The organism is Myxococcus sp. AB036A, from assembly GCF_006547355.1.
GTDB classification, from domain to species: Bacteria; Myxococcota; Myxococcia; order Myxococcales; family Myxococcaceae; genus Myxococcus; species Myxococcus virescens.
Genome location: NZ_VHLC01000021.1, coordinates 1 through 18,662, shown reverse-complemented (window position 1 = coordinate 18,662; position 18,662 = coordinate 1). Strand labels below are relative to the sequence as shown.

General features: G+C 70.5%; 13 protein-coding genes. 5 read left to right on the top strand and 8 right to left on the bottom strand.

Going from position 1 to position 18,662, the window contains the following annotated elements:
* Positions 1 to 6: 6 nt before the first annotated feature.
* The gene (locus FL344_RS11340) at positions 7 to 1,209 is read right to left on the bottom strand and encodes a carbohydrate-binding family 9-like protein (RefSeq protein ID WP_141618528.1); all 1,203 of its coding nucleotides are present in this window, start codon (positions 1,207 to 1,209) and stop codon (positions 7 to 9) included.
* 167 nt (positions 1,210 to 1,376) lie between these two features.
* Between FL344_RS11340 and FL344_RS11335 the strand changes: the two genes are divergently transcribed.
* The 3 genes from FL344_RS11335 (at position 1,377) to FL344_RS11325 (ending at position 3,926) form a co-directional block, all read left to right on the top strand.
* A complete protein-coding gene (locus tag FL344_RS11335) occupies positions 1,377 to 2,000 on the top strand; it encodes a hypothetical protein (RefSeq protein ID WP_228564952.1) in 624 nt (207 codons plus the stop codon).
* Between the two features lie 162 nt (positions 2,001 to 2,162).
* Positions 2,163 to 2,933 (top strand): YqjF family protein, encoded by a 771-nt coding sequence (locus tag FL344_RS11330; protein WP_141589106.1) that lies wholly within the window; start codon positions 2,163 to 2,165, stop codon positions 2,931 to 2,933.
* Between the two features lie 132 nt (positions 2,934 to 3,065).
* Positions 3,066 to 3,926: an FHA domain-containing protein gene (locus FL344_RS11325; RefSeq protein ID WP_141618526.1), complete on the top strand. Its 861-nt coding sequence runs from the start codon at positions 3,066 to 3,068 to the stop codon at positions 3,924 to 3,926.
* 8 nt (positions 3,927 to 3,934) lie between these two features.
* On the opposite strand, the gene FL344_RS11320 is transcribed toward FL344_RS11325, so the two are convergent.
* The 6 genes from FL344_RS11320 to FL344_RS11295 form a co-directional block, all read right to left on the bottom strand.
* Positions 3,935 to 4,369 carry a PH domain-containing protein gene (locus tag FL344_RS11320; protein WP_141589108.1) on the bottom strand — a complete coding sequence of 145 codons (435 nt, stop codon included), beginning with the start codon at positions 4,367 to 4,369 and terminating at the stop codon, positions 3,935 to 3,937.
* A gap of 62 nt (positions 4,370 to 4,431) precedes the next feature.
* Complete coding sequence (locus FL344_RS11315) at positions 4,432 to 5,748, bottom strand: tetratricopeptide repeat protein (protein WP_194858265.1); 1,317 nt, start codon at positions 5,746 to 5,748, stop codon at positions 4,432 to 4,434.
* A gap of 92 nt (positions 5,749 to 5,840) precedes the next feature.
* The gene (locus tag FL344_RS11310; protein WP_141589110.1) at positions 5,841 to 7,151 is read right to left on the bottom strand and encodes an adenylosuccinate synthase; all 1,311 of its coding nucleotides are present in this window, start codon (positions 7,149 to 7,151) and stop codon (positions 5,841 to 5,843) included.
* Between the two features lie 12 nt (positions 7,152 to 7,163).
* Positions 7,164 to 10,829, bottom strand: a complete 3,666-nt coding sequence (locus FL344_RS11305; RefSeq protein WP_141618525.1) for a UvrD-helicase domain-containing protein — start codon at positions 10,827 to 10,829, stop codon at positions 7,164 to 7,166.
* A complete protein-coding gene (locus FL344_RS11300; RefSeq protein ID WP_141618524.1) occupies positions 10,826 to 14,065 on the bottom strand; it encodes a PD-(D/E)XK nuclease family protein in 3,240 nt (1,079 codons plus the stop codon). Before FL344_RS11300 ends, FL344_RS11305 begins: the two co-directional genes overlap by 4 nt.
* Positions 14,066 to 14,227: 162 nt before the next feature.
* Positions 14,228 to 15,049, bottom strand: a complete 822-nt coding sequence (locus FL344_RS11295; protein ID WP_141618523.1) for a GNAT family N-acetyltransferase — start codon at positions 15,047 to 15,049, stop codon at positions 14,228 to 14,230.
* An 86-nt stretch (positions 15,050 to 15,135) separates the two neighbouring features.
* Between FL344_RS11295 and FL344_RS11290 the strand changes: the two genes are divergently transcribed.
* A complete protein-coding gene (locus FL344_RS11290; RefSeq protein ID WP_141618522.1) occupies positions 15,136 to 16,044 on the top strand; it encodes a phosphatase PAP2 family protein in 909 nt (302 codons plus the stop codon).
* Here the strand turns inward: FL344_RS11290 and FL344_RS11285 are convergent.
* Positions 16,041 to 16,973: a metallophosphoesterase gene (locus FL344_RS11285; RefSeq protein WP_141618521.1), complete on the bottom strand. Its 933-nt coding sequence runs from the start codon at positions 16,971 to 16,973 to the stop codon at positions 16,041 to 16,043. The genes FL344_RS11290 and FL344_RS11285 overlap by 4 nt on opposite strands.
* 194 nt (positions 16,974 to 17,167) lie before the next feature.
* On the opposite strand from FL344_RS11285, the gene FL344_RS11280 reads away from it, so the two are divergent.
* Positions 17,168 to 18,662: AlkA N-terminal domain-containing protein (locus FL344_RS11280; RefSeq protein WP_141618520.1), on the top strand; the 1,495-nt coding region annotated here is incomplete at its 3' end.

The window sequence follows — 18,662 nt, the reverse complement described above, 5'->3', positions numbered from 1 at the left end:
GGCGCCCTATTCGAACACGAGCCAACCGAAGCGCGGCAGCGCATGAAAATCGCCGACGAAGAGGGGCGAGAAGGACTGCCCCTCCACCACGCGACGGTCATGGTGCTCCAGCCGGTAGAGGTTGAAGCGCCAGCGGTCACCCGGCTGGGGCGGAATGTGCGGGACTTCGGCCAGCCGGTCGAAGGGAATCTGCATCTCCACCGACCAGCCCTCGTCGCGGTCCGAGGCATCATCCAACGTGCCCCGCACCTTCACGGCGGACGTCATCCCTGAATCCCAGGAGCGATCCATGCCCTGCCGACGGGCGGGGAAGTACGCGTCGAAGATGACGTTGTGCGGTGACACCTGGAGTTCGTTGTACGTGCGGCCATCCGCGTTCGCGTCGAGGAAGATTTCCACCACCTCCTCCTCGTAGATGGGGTCATCGCGCTTGCGAAGCGTGCCCCACACGTCTGGGTCATCCAGGTCGAAGGCCACGTAGAGGAACTTGCCGTCATGGACGAGCCGCGCCTCGGTGCGCTGGCGCGCGGCGCTCCCGTCGAAGCTCCGGCGCAACACCACCGGCTTGGACAGCTTCCACGCCGCGTCGTCGAGCACGCCGTCGATGGTGGGCGGCTGGCTCACGCGTGGGACGGAGTACTCGGGCAGCTCCTGCGCGGCCCCGCCCAGCTGAGGCCCCAGCATCCGCTGCGAGCCGTCATGCGCATTGGCGTCGTCCACGGGCAGCCGGGAGTTGCCCCGCCAGAAGCCGAGCATCACGCGCGCGGGCGTACCCGGCATGGGCACCGAGTGGACGTCCTCGATGACCTTGCCCACCGGCCATGACGCCAGTGGCGCGGCGCCCCCCTGCACCTCATGGTCCGCGTTCGTGAGCATGCCGCCACTGGCCGGGTCCACGACGTGAACGAAGAAGGCGAAGCCCTGCGGCGGCGGACGAACCGCTTGGAAGTAATGGGCCAACCTCACCTGCGTGCCGGGCGCGGCCTTCTCCGGTGACACCTTGGAGCCCAGGTACACCACCGCGCCACCGGCGAACGTCGCGCCGCTGCGGAACGTGAGGTCCGCGGGCGCCGCGTCCAGGGTGCGGAGCTGCGTGGGCGCGGGAATGCGGGGCGTCTGCTGACGTGGCCCGGCCTGCTCATCACGACAGGCGGTGGCAAGACAGGTGACGGCCAGCAGCGGAGCGAGGACGGAGGACGGGAGACGCATCGGGGCCGCGCATCCTAGCGGGCTTCGCGTCCAATGGGTTCATCACGAGGTGAGCGAGCAGGCAGCCATCGTGCCCCTCTCGCCTTGAAGTCCCGGCAATTGTCATGCCGAGCGGTGGCTCCCATCTTCTCGCCTCAACCAGCGGTTCAGGCCCAAGGGAGGCGCGAATGAAAACTCTACTCAAGTTGGGTGCGGTGGTGGGTGTGCTGGGAGCAGGGAGCGCCATGGCACAGGAGCGGCTGGAGTCCTCCGCGGACATGCGTGGACTGACGTTCCTGGTGGGCGGCGGTGTCGAGGGCTACACGAGCGCACTGGGCTCCGACATCAACCCGGGCCTTGGCTACGGCGTGACGGTGGCCATCAAGCCCACGAAGGTGCTGGGCATCGAACTGGGCTACTCGGGCGCCCTCAACGAGTTCGACCAGCGTGTGGTGACGGGCGCCCGGAGCGGCCCGGACCTGGTACGAAACGGTGCGCACGTGGTGGCCACACTGGGCCTGGGTGCCGCGCCCGTGCAGCCCTACGTCCTGGGCGGCGTGGGCATCAGCCGGTACAACGTGCGGGCCCCCACGGTCGCCTTCGCGGATGACACGGCGGGCAACATCCCGTTGGGCGGCGGCCTGCGTGTCCACATGGGCAACTTCACCGCCGATGCCCGGCTCCAGTACAGCTTCCTCCTGGACCAGCAGTTCGCGGCGAACGCCCCGCCCGGTGACGTCACAATTGGCGACCGGAACTTCAGCAGCGGCGGCAGCTACGCGGGCACCGTCAACATCGGCGCGACCTGGTAGCGACGCGGCCACCTGTGCCTGGGCATGGAGCGGGCCCGGACACCCGGCCTCCGCCGAGCGCCCCCCGTCGCAGAATGCCGGCTTCTGCGAGGGGTGAGCGCGACGCACGCCCGCCGTCAGACGGGGTGGCGCTAGGAGACGACGCCGCATTAGGACGGAGGCATGCGCCCTTTCCTCACGGCGGAGTGGCGGTATCTCGTCATGCTCAACTACGAGGTGGACCCGGAGGTACTGCGCCCCCTCGTCCCTCGTGACACGGAGCTGGACACCTGGCAGGGCCGGACCTTCGCCAGCATGGTGGGCTTCCGGTTCCTCGACACGCGCGTGCGGGGACTGCCCGTGCCGTTCCACCGCAACTTCGATGAGGTGAACCTGCGCTTCTACGTGCGCCACCTCGGCCCTGAAGGCTGGCGGCGAGGCGTGGTGTTCGTGAAGGAAATCGTCCCGCGACAGGCCATCGCCACCGTGGCGCGCGTGCTCTACAACGAGCCGTATGTCGCGCTGCCCATGCGGCACGTCGTGGAGATGGAAGGCGCGCACACCGGCGCCCCTGGCCGCGTCGAATATGCGTGGAAGGCGGGGGGAAAGTGGCAGCACCTGGCGGCGACGACGCTCGGTCCGCCGCAGGCCAGCGAGCCTGGCTCGGAGGCGGAGTTCATCACCGAGCACTACTGGGGCTACACAGCGCAACGGGACGGCGGCTGCGCGGAGTACCGCGTGGAGCATCCCCGCTGGTCCGTGTGGCAGGTGGACACCACCGCGCTCGATGTCGACGTGGAAGGCATGTACGGCGCGAGGTTCGTCCCCTTCCTGCGCGGCAAGCCCAGCTCCGCCTTCGTCGCGGACGGCTCGGCCGTGGCCGTGTATCCCGGCACACGAACGGGCTCCGGTGCCAGCCAGTCGCCAGCCGCCGAGAAGCCGCGCGCCGCCTGAGCCAGGTCCGCGTTTCCTCCGCGGGTGTCTCGCGCTTCGGACGGCCCCATCGCCACCGGGACGCACATGGACGGCAAGTCCGCGGAACCCTGGCCTCCTGGGACGGCCGGCCCGTTGCTTCCGGGCTGCCCCATGCGCTTCGAATTCGAACACCTGGGCTCCACCACCCCCTTCGAGCTCTCCGATGGCATCCACCTCCTGGGAGGCGGCCCGGATGACCACATCCGACTGGAGGGCCTGCCCCCGAGCCTTCTCAGTCTGCGCATCGAGGCACAGCGGCTCATGGTCGAGGCCGCGCGCACCTTCTCCGTCAATGGCGTGCTGGTCCCCCCGGGTGTCCCGAGGCTGGTGATTCCCGGAGAGGCGCTCGGCCTGCCCGACGACATGGGACTGCGCGTGCTTCAAGAGGCCGTCAGTGAGCGCGGGCTGGGCACCGTGGCGCTCCTCAAGGGACTGCTGACGGGAACGGATGAACCGGCCCCATCGCGCGCGGCCACCCTCACCTGCCTCACGGGACTGGATGTCGGGCGCGTCCATGCGCTCGCCGAGGCACAGACGGACATCGGCCGGGGCAGCGACGTGGCGATGCGGCTGAGAGACCGGGCCGTATCCAGGACGCATGCGCGCGTCCTCCACCGCGAGGGGGGATTCTCCCTGGAGGACCTGGGCAGCCCCAACGGCGTCTTCCTCAATGGCCAGCGCGTCGAATCCCGGGTTCCGCTGGCGGATGGCGACGTCATTGAACTGGGCCGTTCATTGCTCCGCTTCCAGGCCGCCGTGGAGGAGCCCCCTCCCGCCGCCTCGCCTGCTGGCGAGCAGGAATCGTCCGCTGGCGCGGTCAGCCCTACTCCCACCGAAGTCACGGTGGAGTGCACGCCCGAGGCACCTCCCAGCGTGCCCAAGCCTCGCGGCGAATGGTGGCTGATTGGACTGGGCGCGGTGGCCGCCTCCGTGGGCGTGGCCGTCACGTGGCTGCTCGCAACGGGAAGCTGACGCGGGGCTCAGCCTGGAATGGGGCCCAGCCCCGCGCGCTCCACGAGGAGCCGCGCGAGCTGCTGATGGTGCCTGAAGAAGCTGGTGAAGTGGACGAGGCCCGCCTTGCCCCGGATGGCGTAGACCGTCACGGGCCCAGGCAGGACATCGAGCTTGCGGATGTCCGCGAAGGTGAAGCGCCGCGTCCGCACCATGCCTCGGTAGGTCAAGCCCCGGGCATCCACCACGATGTGCGTGCGCCCGTAGTACATGAGCGACACGGCGAAGAAGAGGACGAAAAAGCCCGCTGAGAGGAAGGTCTTGAGCGGGACCTCATCGAAGAATCGGAGGAGGTACACCAACACGGCAACCCAGAGGAGACCCGCGGCGGCCATGGCCGCTGCGAGGACCCGTCGGGGTCTGAAGACCTGCCGTCCGTTCGGTTCCGCGTCGCGCCCGGTCATTTATGGAAGCTAATGCTTGGGGCTGACACGGTCCACCGACCCACAGGCGTCCTGCCTGCCGGTCAACGCAGGCGCGCCGCTTTCTGTCGGGATTCCTCCTGAAGCTGGGGGCGGACGTCCGCGGAGGAGGAAGCGGCATAGCGCTCGTAGAGGTCGCGTGCCTCCAGCGTGCGGCCCATCGCGCGGAAAGATTCGGCCAGCCCGTAAAGCGGAGACGCCGAGCCGGGCTCCAGCTCCAAGGCGTACTGATAGTCCGCCGCGGCTTCCGCGTAGCGACGCAGGCCGATGTTGGCGCTGCCTCGCGCGACGAAGGCCACGGCCAGCATGGGCTCGAGTTGGATGGCCTGGGTGAGGCTGGTCAGCGCGCCACTGAAGTCCTTGCTGGCGATGCGCTGTACGCCCTGCTCATACGCCCGGCGCGCCAGCGCGCGCGTCGTGTCGGCCACGGGGCCGGAGCCCGGTGCCTGTCCCGCGGCCTGGGGAGAAACGCCCGCCTGCGCCATCTTCGCCCGCGCGCGGTCGATGTTCTCCTTCGCGCTCTGCTGGATGGCCGCGTCCTTCGTGAGCGCGGTGGCCCGCTCCCACTGCGCCACCGCCTGCCCGTAGTAGCCCAGCACCGCCAAGGCGTTGCCCAGCTTGAACAAGGCCTCCACATGGCCCGCATCCGCGTGGGACGCATCCAGGAAGGCGAAGGCCGCCTCGCGGTAGCGGCGCTCCTTCATCAAGGCGTCGCCGTCACGGATGCGCGACGCCGCCAGCGCCGGATTGGACGTCACGGATTCCACGGCGGGCGCCGCCGAGGGCGTCGCAGCGGCCGGCGCGGTGGCCACCGCGAGCGGCTCTGCGCCCATGGCCTTCAAGTGTTCGGTCGCCTTGCGGACCCAGACCTGCTCCCCCTTGCGCTGCTCACGGGCGATGTACGCCTGGTACGCGGGAATCGCCTTGTCCTTCTGGCCGAGCTGCCGGTAACTCTCCCCCAGCCCGTAGAAGCCGTCCGCGTCGCCGGGCTCGAGCTCGGTGTAGCGCTCGTAGGCCTGTGCCGCGGTGGCCGCATCGCCCGTCTTCCGCGCGGCATAGCCCAGGTTGAACCAGGCCATCTTGAAGCCAGGGTCGGCCTTCGCGGCGTCACGAAAGAGCGTGAGCGCCTCCTGCACCTGCCCCTTGCGGAAGAGCACGCTGCCCAGCCCATTGAGGGCGGAGGGATAGCCGGGCGTGTCAGCCAGGGCCTCGCGGTAGGCGGTGGCCGCGTCATCCCAGCGGCCACGCGCCAGCGCCGACTCCCCGCGCAGGAATGCGGCCCGGGCCGCGGCGGATGGCTCCGCGGCCCCCAGCAGCATTGCCGCGGACAGCGCGATGACGAAGCTGCGCAAGACGACCATGACGGCTCCCGGGGTATCGATCCGGAAGCCGTAGCAGAAAAACCAGGGCCGCGTCAGCACGCCCGCGAGCGACGCCAGCCCTTCGCCTCCGCTCAGCTCCGGAACGGGTTCTGGAGCAGCACCGTCTCACCGCGGTCGGCGCCCACGGAGACGCACACCACGGGGACGCCGCTGACCTCTTCCACCCGGCGCACGTAGCGCTTGGCGTTCTCCGGCAGCTCGTCGAAGGTCCGCACACCGGCGATCTGCTCGTCCCAGCCCTGGAGCGTCTCGTAGATGGGCTTGACGCGCGCGAGGTCCTCGTAGTCGCCGGGCAGCTCCGTCACCTTCTGGCCGTCCAGCTCGTACGCGGTGCAGATCTGCAGCGTCTTGAGGCCGCTGAGCACGTCCAGCTTGGTGAGGGCCATGCCCCACAGGCCGTTGACGCGCGAGGCGTAGCGCAGCACCACGCCGTCCAGCCACCCGCAGCGACGGGGACGGCCGGTGGTGGTGCCGAACTCGTCGCCCATCTTGCGCAGCTGGTCGCCGATGGCGTCGTGCAGCTCCGTGGGGAACGGACCGCCGCCCACGCGCGTGGTGTAGGCCTTGCTGATGCCCATCACCTTGTCGATGGCCGTGGGCCCCAGGCCCGAGCCCACCGCCGCGTTGCCCGCCACGCAGTTGGAGGACGTCACGAAGGGATAGGTGCCGTGGTCCACGTCCAGCAGCGTGCCCTGCGCGCCCTCGAAGAGGATGCGGGCGCCGCGGCGCACCTGACCGGACAGATAGAGCGAGGCGTCGTGGACGAAGGGCTTGAGCCGCTCGCCCAGGCCGGTGAACTCCGCCAGTATCTGCGGCACCTCGAGCTGCGGCACCGGGTCGCCCGCCTGCGCGCACAGGTCCTTCAGCTCGTCCAGCGCCGCCGGCAGCCGGGCCTCGATGCGCGTGCGCAGCCGGTCCGCGTTGAGCAGGTCCCGCACGCGGATGCCGCGACGGGCCACCTTGTCCTCGTACGCGGGGCCAATGCCCCGGCCCGTGGTGCCAATGGCGCTGCCGCCGCGCGCCTTCTCGCGGAAGCTGTCCAGCAGCTTGTGCCACGGGAAGATGACGTGGGCATTGTCGGAGATGAGGAGCTGCGCGTCGTCCTTCAGGAAGCCGCGCACCTTCAGCGCGTCAATCTCCCCGACGAGGACGGCAGGATCCACCACCACTCCGTTGCCAATCACACACGTCTTCCCAGGGTGGAGGATACCCGAGGGAATCAGGTGGAGAACGGTCTTCTGCCCACCCACCACCAGCGTGTGGCCCGCGTTGTTGCCGCCCTGGAAGCGGACGACGACCTGGGCGTGTTCGGTGAGCAGGTCAACGACCTTGCCCTTCCCCTCATCTCCCCACTGCGCTCCGATGACGACGACGTTCGGCATGGTGCTCGCCGCTTAGCACGCGCGGGGGGCCGGGTGACAGTGTTCCGCGAAGCCACAATGCAGGGCCTGGCAGGCTGCCTTCTCCCTCCCATCCCATTCACCCCTCGCTTCACCGCGTGCCACGGCCCGTGCTGCCCCCGCGAGCCGCCCGGCTGCCTCCTCCAGGCCCCTCGTCCCGGACAGCCACTCAGGCTCTGGCTGGGACTCTTTCAGGAAGACGACTCCCACCCGCACCGGCACCCCTTCTCGCACCATCCGCCGAGCCACCAGCCCCAGCGCCGCCAGCTCGTAGGTGTACGCGGCCGCTCCCAGCGGATGACGCCCGCCGTGTTTGAAGGTCACCACCACGGCCTCCCCTTGGGGTGACTCCCACAGCAGGTCCACCGCCCCCTCGACACCCACCTCGCCCTCCAGGGCAAGCATGAACGGAAGGCTCCGGTGAATTGTCTGTGACGGCGCGCTCGCCAGTTGACGCGCGAACGACGACGTCAGGAAGCGCTCCACGGTGCGCAGCACCTCGCCCATGCCCTCTTCGTCCGGCAGCGCGCCCGCGTCACGCAGCAGCGTCTCCAGGTGAGCACTGCGCTCCGAAGTGTCCACATCCGGCGCCGCGAGTCGGAGGTCGACGCCGCGAAGCAGCCGCTGCACCAGGTCCTCCGGACGCTCGACAGGGAGCCAGCCGTCGGGCTCCACCAGGGGCGGCGCGCCACGGGGTGGCACCTCCCAGGGCCACGGCGCACCGCGAAGCCCCAGCCTGTGCACGTAGTGGAAGCGGCGCGGACAGGCAATGAAGTCCTGCAACGCCTCCGCGGAAGCCACGGCCGCACCCAGTGATTCGGCGTACGCGACATGCTGCCCCCGCACTCGCAGCAGCGCGGCTTCGACGCGCGCCTCGGCGAGCAACAAGGCCTCTGGACCGGGCGGCTCCGGATCCGCTGGCGGCGGGAGCGAGTCGACGTCCAGGTCATCGACAAGGCCCCGCAGCTCCGCGTCCACGTCCAAGCGCCCGTCGATGAGGTGCCACCAGGAGTCCTTGCCACCGCTTCGCTCCGCGCCGCCCGCCAGCACCAACATGTCCTTGGCGCGCGTGAGCGCGACGTAGAGCAAGCGGCGGTACTCGGCGCCCTCGCGTGCCTTCAGCTCCGCGCGCACCGCCTTGAAGCGGCTGGAGGTGTAGTCATCATCCAGCGAGTCCGGCACCCACGGCTGCAGGGAGATGCCGTGCGTGCGCTCGAAGTGGACACGCCCCGAGGTGCCACGCCTCCGGCTGCCCATCGAGGGCACCACCACCACCGGCCACTCCAGGCCCTTCGCGCTGTGGATGGTGAGGAGTTGCACCGCGCGAGGGTCGCTCGCGTCCAGCAGGTCCGCCTGGGCCTCCGTGGGGTTGTTCTCCGCCAGCATTCGCAGCTCGCGCGCGAAGGCCACGCAGCCTCCCGTGCCGCGCTCGTCCCGGCGTGACGCCAGCGCCAGCAGCTTCTCCACGTTGGCGCTGGCCTGCTCCGCGTAGGGCGAGCCCGCGAGCGCCTCGCGGTAGCCCGTCACGTCCAGCGCGGACACCAGCAACTCGCGCACGCCCAGCCGGTCGCGCTCGCGTCGCAAGCCGGGAAGCGCGGCGAGGAAACACTCCAGGCGCTGACGCTCTCGCTCGGACAACGACGCCAACACCTCCGGGTCCGTCAACCGGGGTGACGACAAGGATAGGGGCGCGTCCCCCGCCAGGAGGAACAGCGACGAATCCTTCAGCCCCACCAGGGGCGAGCGCAGCACCGCCGCGAAGGCCAACGCATCCTCTGCATCCGCCAACAGCGCGAGCAGCGAGGCCAAATCCAGCACCTCCTGCGCGCCGTAGAAGCCACGACCGCGCAGCACGCGGTGCGGGACACCGTGGCGGATGAGCGCCTGCCGGTACACCTCCAGATGCGTGAAGGTCCGGAAGAGCATGGCCACATCGCCGCCTCGCGCGGGACGCAGCCCTTCGCCATCCTCGCGCGCCACGGACGGCGGTGCCCCTGGCGCCAGCAGGCACCGCAGCCGGCGGGCAATCGCATCCGCGTCCAGCCAGCGCAGGTCCGCCGACGTGTCCGCTTCTTCCAGTTGCAGCCGCTCCACCACCTGCACATCCGTCAGCGACGACCTCGCCGCAGAGAGGTCATCCTGCTCCGGGACGTAGATGACCTCGAAGGGCCGAGGCGCCCCGGAATCGGCGGCGACGAGCACCCCCGCGAAGGCGCGGTTGAAGAACGACAGCAGCCCGGGCACCGAGCGGTAGTTGTGTTGGAGGAACCCGCGCGTGCCGCCCTCATCCACCAGCTTCGTCGCCAGCACGGAGAAGACGGACACGTCCGCGCCACGGAACTCGTAGATGGACTGCTTGCGATCACCCACCGCGCAGAGGAAGGCGGGCTCCAGCGGCAGCGCCGTCACCAGGTCCACGTCCGGCGCCAGCTCGCGCGGACCGTCTTCACGCCGCTCCGCCAGCAGCAGCACCAGCTCCAACTGGAGGCGGTTGGTGTCCTGGAACTCGTCCACCAGCAGCGCGCCGATGCGCTCCTGCACCTGTCGGCGGAACTCCGGGTGTGCCCGGAGCAGGTCGCGCGACTTCACCAGCAGGGACGTGAAGTCCAGCACGTTGCGGCGGGACAGCTCCGTGTCGTGCCGCGTCTCCACGCGCGTCAGCAGCTCGCGGAACGTCACCTCGAAGGGCGCGGTGCGCCAGGCGGCCCAGGCATCATCCAGCCGGGGCACGGAGCCATCGCTCTTGCCGAAGATGCGCCAGTAGAGCGCTCGAATGGGCCCCGCGGCCCCCTTGCTGAGCCGCGAGAAGTTGCGGCCGTCCGCCTTGAAGCACGCGCGCAGCCAGGGGTAACGCTCGCCCTGTCCGAAGTTCTCCGGCGTCATGCCGTTGAGCGCGCGCTCCAACCCACCCAGCAACCGGCTCCACTCGCCCTTCGCATCCAAGCCCCGCGCCTCGGCGCACAGCTCCAGGCACTGCGTGATGGACGACTCCAGCTCCGCGCGCGCTTCGGCGGCGTCACTCACGGCGGCCTTCTCCGCGCGCAGCCCTTCCTCGCGCAGCTTGCCGTAGACGGACATCAACGCGGCCACGAGCCCGTCGGAGAAGCCCGAGCCAGAGAAGCCCAGCTCCTGGCACAGCTCCCGGACCTGCGCGTCACCGACCTCCAGCGCGTCCAGCACCACGCGCTCGCAGACGTCCTGCACCAGCCCCGCCGCCTCCAGCGAGTCCAGCACCTCGAAGTTCGGGTCGATGCCCACCGCGGGCGGCGCGCGGCGCAGCAACTGGCCGCACAGCGAATGGAAGGTCCCCACCGTGGCCGCGCCCAGCTCCTCACGCAGTTGCCGCCAGGCATCTGGAAGGGGGAAGGGCTTGTCCAGGCGCGCCAGCGACGCTCGCAGCTCCGCTTCCTGGTCCAGACGCGTCTCGCCCTGGGCCAGCGCGTCCAGTCGCTGGCGGACGCGTGAGCGCATCTCCGCGGCGGCCTTGTCCGTGAACGTGAGCATGCACAGCCGTGACGGGCGTACCGCACCGCCGGCCTCGCGCGCGCCAGCCATCAGGTGCAACGTCATGGTGACCAGGCTGTAGGTCTTGCCCGCGCCGGCGCCCGCCATCAGGGCGAGGTTGCGCTCCAGCGCGAAGAGGGACGGCTCGCCGCTCATCCACCGTCCTCCGTGACGCGCCTGTCCGTAATCCGGCACACCGCGCGATAGCCACACGTCCCGCAGTCCTGCGGCCGCGCGGCGAACTGGCCCTTCCGCAACGTGCCCACCAGCGCCTCCACAGCGTTGGGCAGGTTGAGGCCCTCCTTCTCCGCCACCTTCGCGCGGACCTCGGGGTCCTTCGACAGCAGCTCGTCCAGCTCCGCGTCGGAGATGACCTCGGACAGGCGGATGGCCTTGCCCGTGCGCAGGGAGAACCACGCGGCCTGTCGTGCGTTCTTGTGGCCACTCTCGCGCGCCGCGTAGAGGTACAACGGGAGTTGGAAGTCCGACGTCAGCAACCGCTCCTTCAGCAAGCGTTCGTTCAGCCGACCCGACTTGTAGTCGATGACGCCCACCTCGCCGCCCGACTTATCCAGCCGGTCGATGGTGCCCTCGAAGTACACGGGCTCCTCGCCTGCGTGCAGCACGACGTTGCTCCACTTGTCGTCACGGGCGGCGGGGCCGAAGCGGAACTCGAAGTTCTCCGGCGTCATCGCGTCGAAGGGCAGGCCGCGCCGCTCGTCCACGAGGATGCGGCGAGCCATCGCCCGGGCCCGCTCGTGCGCCAGCTTCCACAGCTCGGGATGTCCCACGTGGTGCACGCGCTCGAAGTCCTTGATGGCGGCCTTGAGCGCAGCGTCCAGCACCTCGTCCGGAACCTCCTCCGGCGCCTTGCCCAGCAACTGCTTCTCCTTCAGCGCCGCGAAGACCTCCTCCACCACCTTGTGCCAGAAGGTGCCACGGCCCCGGGCGTCGAACTCCTCGCCGGGCACGTCTGGTTCGGCCACCTTCAGACCATACGAGAGGAAGCCCTGGAAGCCGCAGTTGCCAAAGCGCGCCAGCGCCGACGCGGAGAGCGGCCGGGTGATGTCGAAGCGGAACGTCTCGCGCAGGGACTCGCGCTGCGTGTCGAGGTCCACCGAGCCGGAGTACGGGCCGGGCTGCACTTTCGGATCGCCGAAGAAAAACAGGCGCTCCATCTCCACTTCGGACAGCTCGCGCGCGCCCGCGTACCAGGCCTCGGACGCGAAGCGGCGCCGGAGCACCGAGGCAGCGGCGTCGGGCTCGGTGACCCGCAGCTTGGGCTGGGACAGGGCTTCCAGCGCCACGCAGCGACGCAGCTCGGACTCGGTGAGCACCTCGTCCAGCGGTGGAATGGGTGACAGCGAGCGCGGCTCCCACTTCAGCGCGGTGAGCCGGCGCACCTCTTCCAGGAACGCCGACGGCACCTGCTCCTGGCCTCCCGCGGACTCCACCGCGAAGGACAGGCTGACGGTCGCCTCGGCGGCGGCCAACGCGCTGGCGAACAGCAGACGGTCCTCGGTGAGACGCCAGGCCGCGCGCTCATCGAACTCGCCGCCCGTGAGGCGGAAGACGTCACGGCCCAGGTGCTTGTTGAGCGCCGCGCGCTCCGCGTCCGCCAACAGCGGAGACGGTGCTTCACGCCCAGGGAAGCGGCCTTCCGTCAGTCCCGCGAGGAAAAGGTGCTGGAAGGAGCGGCCCGGCAGCTCGGCCACGTCGAGCACTTCGACGGCGGCGCCACGGGGTCCACGCGGAGGAAGGTGCGCGTCCGCCATTGCGTCACGCAGCCAGCGGCCAAACGTGCGGCGGCGCATCTTCGGTCCGCCGCCCACCGCATTCATCATCCGCGTCAGGCCCTGCACCCGAAGGCGGAGCGCTTCACGCGCGGCATCATCCCGTGCCCGAGCATCCGCCGCGCGCGCCCCCAATCCACCCTCCTCGCGAGGCGCCAACGCGCCTTCTGAGTCCACGAGGCCCAGCCGCTCCACCACCTGCCACCACGCCGCGAGCAACTCCACGGCGGTGCCTTCTTCGGGAATGCGGCGGCACGCTTCCACCAACAGCAGGCAACGCTCCCGCAGCAGCTTCACGGCGTGGACGCGGCTGCTGTCCTGCGCCTTGCGCGTACCGCTGAGCGCGAGCATCCGCCGGGCCAGCCCGTCCAGCCGCACGTCGTAGGCGCCCCGGTTCCGCAACGCACCCAACCGGTCATCACGCACGGCAGCCTGGGCGAAGAGCGTCGCGGGCGCGTCCGGTCCCCCCTGAGACAACGTGGGCGCATAGCGGCTGCCCATCAGGTCCGCCATGCGCTCCACCGGGAAGCCATCCTCCACGAGCAGCGGCAGGTCCAGCGCCAGACGCACGGGCCCGGCGAGTCCCAGCGGCTCGCCGAAGGGCAGGCGTACCGGCACGCCCAACTCCCCCAGCGACTCCGCGAGCCAGCCCGCCTCGGGCCCCAGCTCGCGGTACGCCACCGCGATGTCGCCGGGCGCCACGCCTTCTGCCAGCAAGCGCCGGACGTCCCGGGCCAACAGACGCGCCTCGTCCCTTGCCGTGGCCGCCTTCCACACGCGCAGGGACGGCACCGCGTCCTTCAACACGTCGCGCGGCGCCCGAGGTGAAAAGAGGTGGCGCCCCAGGTCGATGAAAGGCCGGCCCTCGAAGGTGACGTCCGCCTTGAAGAGGTCCACGTGCGTCATGGAATCGCCGCGGTTCTCGAAGGCGCGGAACAGCGCCGTCAGCGCCGCGTCCGCCGCGGGCGAGCCTCCCACCGGCGTCTCCACGCGCAACGTCACCCGACGGGACTCACACGCCGCCGCCAACGCCAGCAACAACTCCAGCCCCGAGGGCCGCACGTCGTACACGCCGTGCAGCACGAGCGTGCTCAGCCCCTCCCACCCCACGGGCCATGCGCCTCGGCCCAGCGCCTCGCGTGCACCGCGCAGCACATCCTCGCGGTCGGCGAGACAGAGCTCCGCCATCCGCTGCTCGTACAGGTGGTACAGGCGCGCAATCACGCGGATTCGCGTCCTGCGCTCCTGCGGCAGGACTTCCACCGCGTCTTGAAGCTCCCGAGCGGACAGGCGCCCGGCCTTCAGGTCCAGCACCACGTCCAGCGCGGCGCGCGCGAAGGCGGGCTCTCGCACATAGTCGCCGAAAGGCGTGGGCCCCAGCTCCAATCCCAGGGAGGCCACCACCGCTCGCGCCGCCACCGCCGGGCACGGACGCCGGTTGAGCTCCCGCGCGCCGCCCAGCGCCTGCAGCATCTCCTCCCAGGTCAGCAGGTGCGCGCCCACGCTCAACCCGCTGGCGTCGCCCATGGCCCGCAACGCGGCCTGGCGCCGGCCGGCGTCGGGGAACACGTGGAGGGTGTGGCCAGAGCGAAGGGGCATGCGGGGCGGATTCTAGAACGACCGGGCGGGTGACTTTCATGCTCCATTCAAGGCCCGCCGCCCAGGTCCTTTCCGTGCCTGCCCGGCCGCTGTCCGCGTATTCCCGGCCAGTCCATCGATATTCGCGCCGGGCCTCCCGGATTCACAGCGATTCGCGAGGGCTCATGAGCGCACCTCCAGTGGCAGCTCCAACTCGAGCTGTGTGAGCGGAGTCGCCCCCAATCCCGCCCCCAGGAAGAAGCGCGCCAGGGGGCCTTCCGGCACGACGGCGCTTACGGCCAGCGGCTTCCCGGGCCACCGGGCGGCCAGGGCCCCCAGGAGCCTGCGGCCAGCACCCTGCCTCCGGGCCGAGGGCTCCACCCCCACGGACCGGACGACCAGCGTGGGCGCCGACACATCCGCCACCATCGCCACCGCGGGGCCCAGCCGGAACGCACGCGCGGGCAACGCCAACCCCATGACTGTCGCGGGAGCCAGTTGCCAGGGCAATCCCTCGGGAAGCAGCCGCGCGCACTCCCACGGGTCCACTTCCTCCAGCGCGGAGGCCCCCACCCAGGGCTCGGGCGTCCCCATGAAGCCCACCAGCCGGCGCACGCGCTGGAAGCCCAGCCGTTCGTAGAGCGACACCGCGGGTGCGTTTTGTTCGATGACCTCCAGAAGCATCCGGGTGTCGCCACGTGCTCGCGCATCCTCCAGCAGTGGGCGCAGCATGGCACCTCCCAGTTTGCGATTCCGCCAAGCGGGCACCACCCCCATGCCCGCCACGCGGCTCTCCCGTCCCCGGCGCGCCATCAACACGAGCCCCACGGGCTCCCCGTCCACGCGCGCGACGCGGCTCTCCTCGAGCGAGATGTGCTCACTGCGTACGCGTGCATCGAACAGGCTGGGGGCATCCGGCACCGTGACGAAATACCCCTCGAAGGCGCGAGCAAACAGCGTGGAGAGGGTGCGCAGCGGCAGTTCCGAGGCGGGAGTCAATTGCATGAGGGGGCACGCATCCAAAAACCTGCGGGTCGAGTCAACGCACGAAGTCACGGGACTTCGCTGGAACCCGAAGGGTTTGCGCCCCTATGCTGCCAGCCGTGCGCCTCCCTTATCGAGCGTTTGCCATTGCCGTCCTGCTGAGCGTCGTCCCCTTCGCCCCCGCCGCCGCGCAAGGCGGCTCGGACGAGCCGCGGCTCCATGAGCTCCGCTTCGACTGGACCCGGGATGGCGTCAGCACCGGCGTGGCGGGCGTGCTGTGGATTTCCAGTGAGGCGTTCTTCAAGGACAACCTGGCCCCGGCGCAGTGCCGCTGGTGCGACCGCGCGCCGGATGGGACGGACCGCCTCAACCGGCTGGACCGCTGGGGACGCGGCATCGTCGGGTCGACGCCGTCCGCCCGCAAACGGGCCCACAACTGGAGCAACATCGTCGGCTTCGGCGCGCTGCCAGCGGGAGTGCTCGGCATCCAGTACGCCATCGGCCATGGCTCGGGCGCTCCGAGTCGCTACTTCGCCCAGGACGCCACCATCATCGTCCAGAGCGCGGTGTTCGCCTCCCTGGCGAACCAGACGGTGAAGTTCATCGCCGGTCGCGAGCGACCCTTCGTCCACATCCTGCCCGAGGACCAGAAGGCGCTCACCGACCATCCCAGCGACAACAACCTGTCCTTCTACAGCGGCCACACCAACCTCGCCTTCTCGCTGGTGGTGTCCGCGGGCACTGTCGCCGCGCTGCGCGGCTACAAGCACCAGGCGTGGCTCTGGGCGGTGGGGCTGCCCGTGGCCACCTCCGTGGGCCTGCTGCGCATGGGCGCCGACAAGCACTACCTCACGGACGTGGCCACCGGCGCATTGCTCGGCTCGGCGGTCGGCGTCGCCGTGCCCCTGCTGCTCCATGGCCGGAAGGGCGAGGCCACGCCGAACATCCAGTCAGGGCAGATCCAGATGGCGCCCGTGGCCAGCGCGCGGATGATGGGCATCTCCGGCACCTTCTAGTTCCGCGCCGGCATCGCCTCTCCCAGGCCGAACTCCGCGGGGGCGCCCTCTCCCTCTGCGACCAGCGGGGGCAGCGAGCTCATGTCCCAGCGCTGGCCGGCGGTCCATGAGATGGCGCCCGTCACACCCCAGCCCGCGCGCAGGGCCTGACGGTCCTCGTACTCCAACCAGAAGATGGACTCCTGGGCCCTGGCCGCCTGGTCCAGGCAGGCGATGCGGGTGGCCGGACGTCCCGGGCCCTCCAGCGTCACCGCGAAGCCCTTGTGCGAGTGGCCGCACAGCATCCACTTCGGCAACACCGTGTCCACCAGCCGCCGCGTCACGGGATTGCCAATCCAATACGAGGGCAACGGCCTTGGCGGTGACGGGTTCTCCTCCCTCGCGCGCTGGACGATGCCTCGCGGCCATTCGTGGACCAGCATCAGGTCCACGTCGCGGAGCTCCGCCACCTGTTCGACCTCCGGCGTGCGGAAGTAGCCGGCCTGCTTCACCATGTCCGGCGTGGAAGGTGGCTTCAGCGGCTGGTCGACGAAGCGCGGCGCGTGGATGCCCGACAGGTACGCCACCCGCAGTCCGCACAGCTCGCGAACCCCGGCTCGGCCCAGGTACGTCACGTTCGGCGCCAGCGTGCCGCCCAGCTGGAGGTCGTGCAGCGCCTCGAAGTCCTCGTTGTTGCCCCCGATGAAGTACAGGGGCCGCTTCACTTGCCGGAGTCCATCCGCGTATTCCGCGAACTCGGCGGGCATGGCTCGCTTGGCGGCCTTGCGCCGGTGGTCATCCGCGCGGCGGAAGGCTTCGACGTCGCCTACCGCCAGCACCAGGTCCACCCGGCGGCCACGAGCCTGCTCAAGCGCGTCCAGCCACGTCTCCACACGGTGGAAGCGGCCATGGATGTCGCCCACGGCCGCGACAAGTAGGGGTTCCGGCATCTTGCTTGAAAGGCTGCACGCGCCGTACCGCCCTGTCGAGTCGAGATCATCTCATGTCGCCAATGCCTGACAGAACGCAACCTCCCCAGGCGGCCAAACCCCGGGCGCGAAGGATGACGCACCCCGTCCAACCCGTGCCATTGAAGTCCGAAAGCGGCCAGACAGCGGCCACCCGGTATGGGAGTTTGCCCTCCATGAACGGCCTGGACGCCAGCGCGTGCTACCGCGCGATGCAGACCCGAGATGCCCGCTTCGACGGCCGGTTCTTCACCGCCGTCCGAACGACGCGCATCTATTGCCGACCCATCTGCCCGGCCCGGACGCCCCGGTTCGAGAACTGCACCTTCTATCCGAGCGCCGCCGGGGCCCAGGAGGCGGGCTACCGGCCCTGCCTGCGCTGCCGCCCGGAGACGTCACCGGACCTCGCCTTCTGGAGGGGCACCTCCAACACCGTCGCCCGGGCCCTGGCGCTCATCGCCGAGGGCGGCCTGGATGACGACGACGCCGGGGTGGAGGAGCTCGCGGGCCGGCTGGGCGTGGGCGACCGGCAGTTGCGGCGGTTGTTCCAACAGCACCTGGGGGCCTCGCCCGTAGCCGTCGCCCAGACGCGGCGCGTGCTGTTCGCCCGGCAACTCCTGCACGAGACGACCCTGCCCATGGCCGAGGTGGCACTGGCCTCGGGGTTCCGCAGCGTCCGCCGCTTCAACGACGTGTTCCGCGCCCTCTACGGACGGCCGCCCAGCGCGCTCCGCAGGAGCCGGGCGCCAGTGGCCGAAGCCGCCGCGGGAGTCACACTCTTCATCCCCTACCAGCCCCCCTATGACTGGGAGGCGATGCTGGCGCACCTGGAGGCGCGGGCCTTGCCGGGACTGGAGCACCTCGAGGCCGGGCGCTACCGGCGGACGGTGGCGACCGCAGGCGGTCCCGGCGCCGTCGAAGTCTGCCGAGCCCCTGGACGCGACGGGTTGCTCGCGACGCTCCGCCTCCCCCAGGTCCAGGCCCTACCCACGGTGGTGGGGCAGGTCCGGCGCGTCTTCGACGTGGGCGCGGACATGGACGTCATCCGGGACCACCTGTCCCGTGACGCCTGGCTGGCGCCGCTGGTGGCCCTGAGACCGGGGCTGAGGGCACCGGGAGGCTGGGACGGCTTCGAGCTCGCGGTCCGGGCCGTGTTGGGACAGCAAGTCACGGTCGCCGCGGCGCGCGGCCTGGGTGCGCGGCTGGTCGCGGCGTATGGCGAGCCCGCTGGCGTCGAATCGACGGGAGACGCGCGTCTGACGCACAGCTTCCCTCGGCCGGAGAGACTGGCGCGGGAGGACTTGAGCTCGCTCGGGATGCCCTCCGCCAGGGCCCGGACCTTGTCGAGCCTGGCCGCCGCGGCCGTCGCGGACCCGAGGCTGTTCCAGCCGCGCGCCACGCTGGAGGAGACCGTGGAACGCTTCAAACGCATCCCCGGCATTGGAGACTGGACGGCGCAGTACATCGCGCTGCGCGCCGTGCGCGAAACGGATGCCTTCCCTTCGGCGGATGTCGCGCTGCTGCGCGCGCTCACGGGCGCCGACGGCGTGCGTCCCGCTCCGGATGAAGCGCTCCGCCGCTCCGAGGCCTGGAGCCCCTGGCGCGCCTATGCCGCGCAGCACCTCTGGGCCGCGGATGCCGCTCGGCCCGGGCCCGCCCCCCACCTTCCCC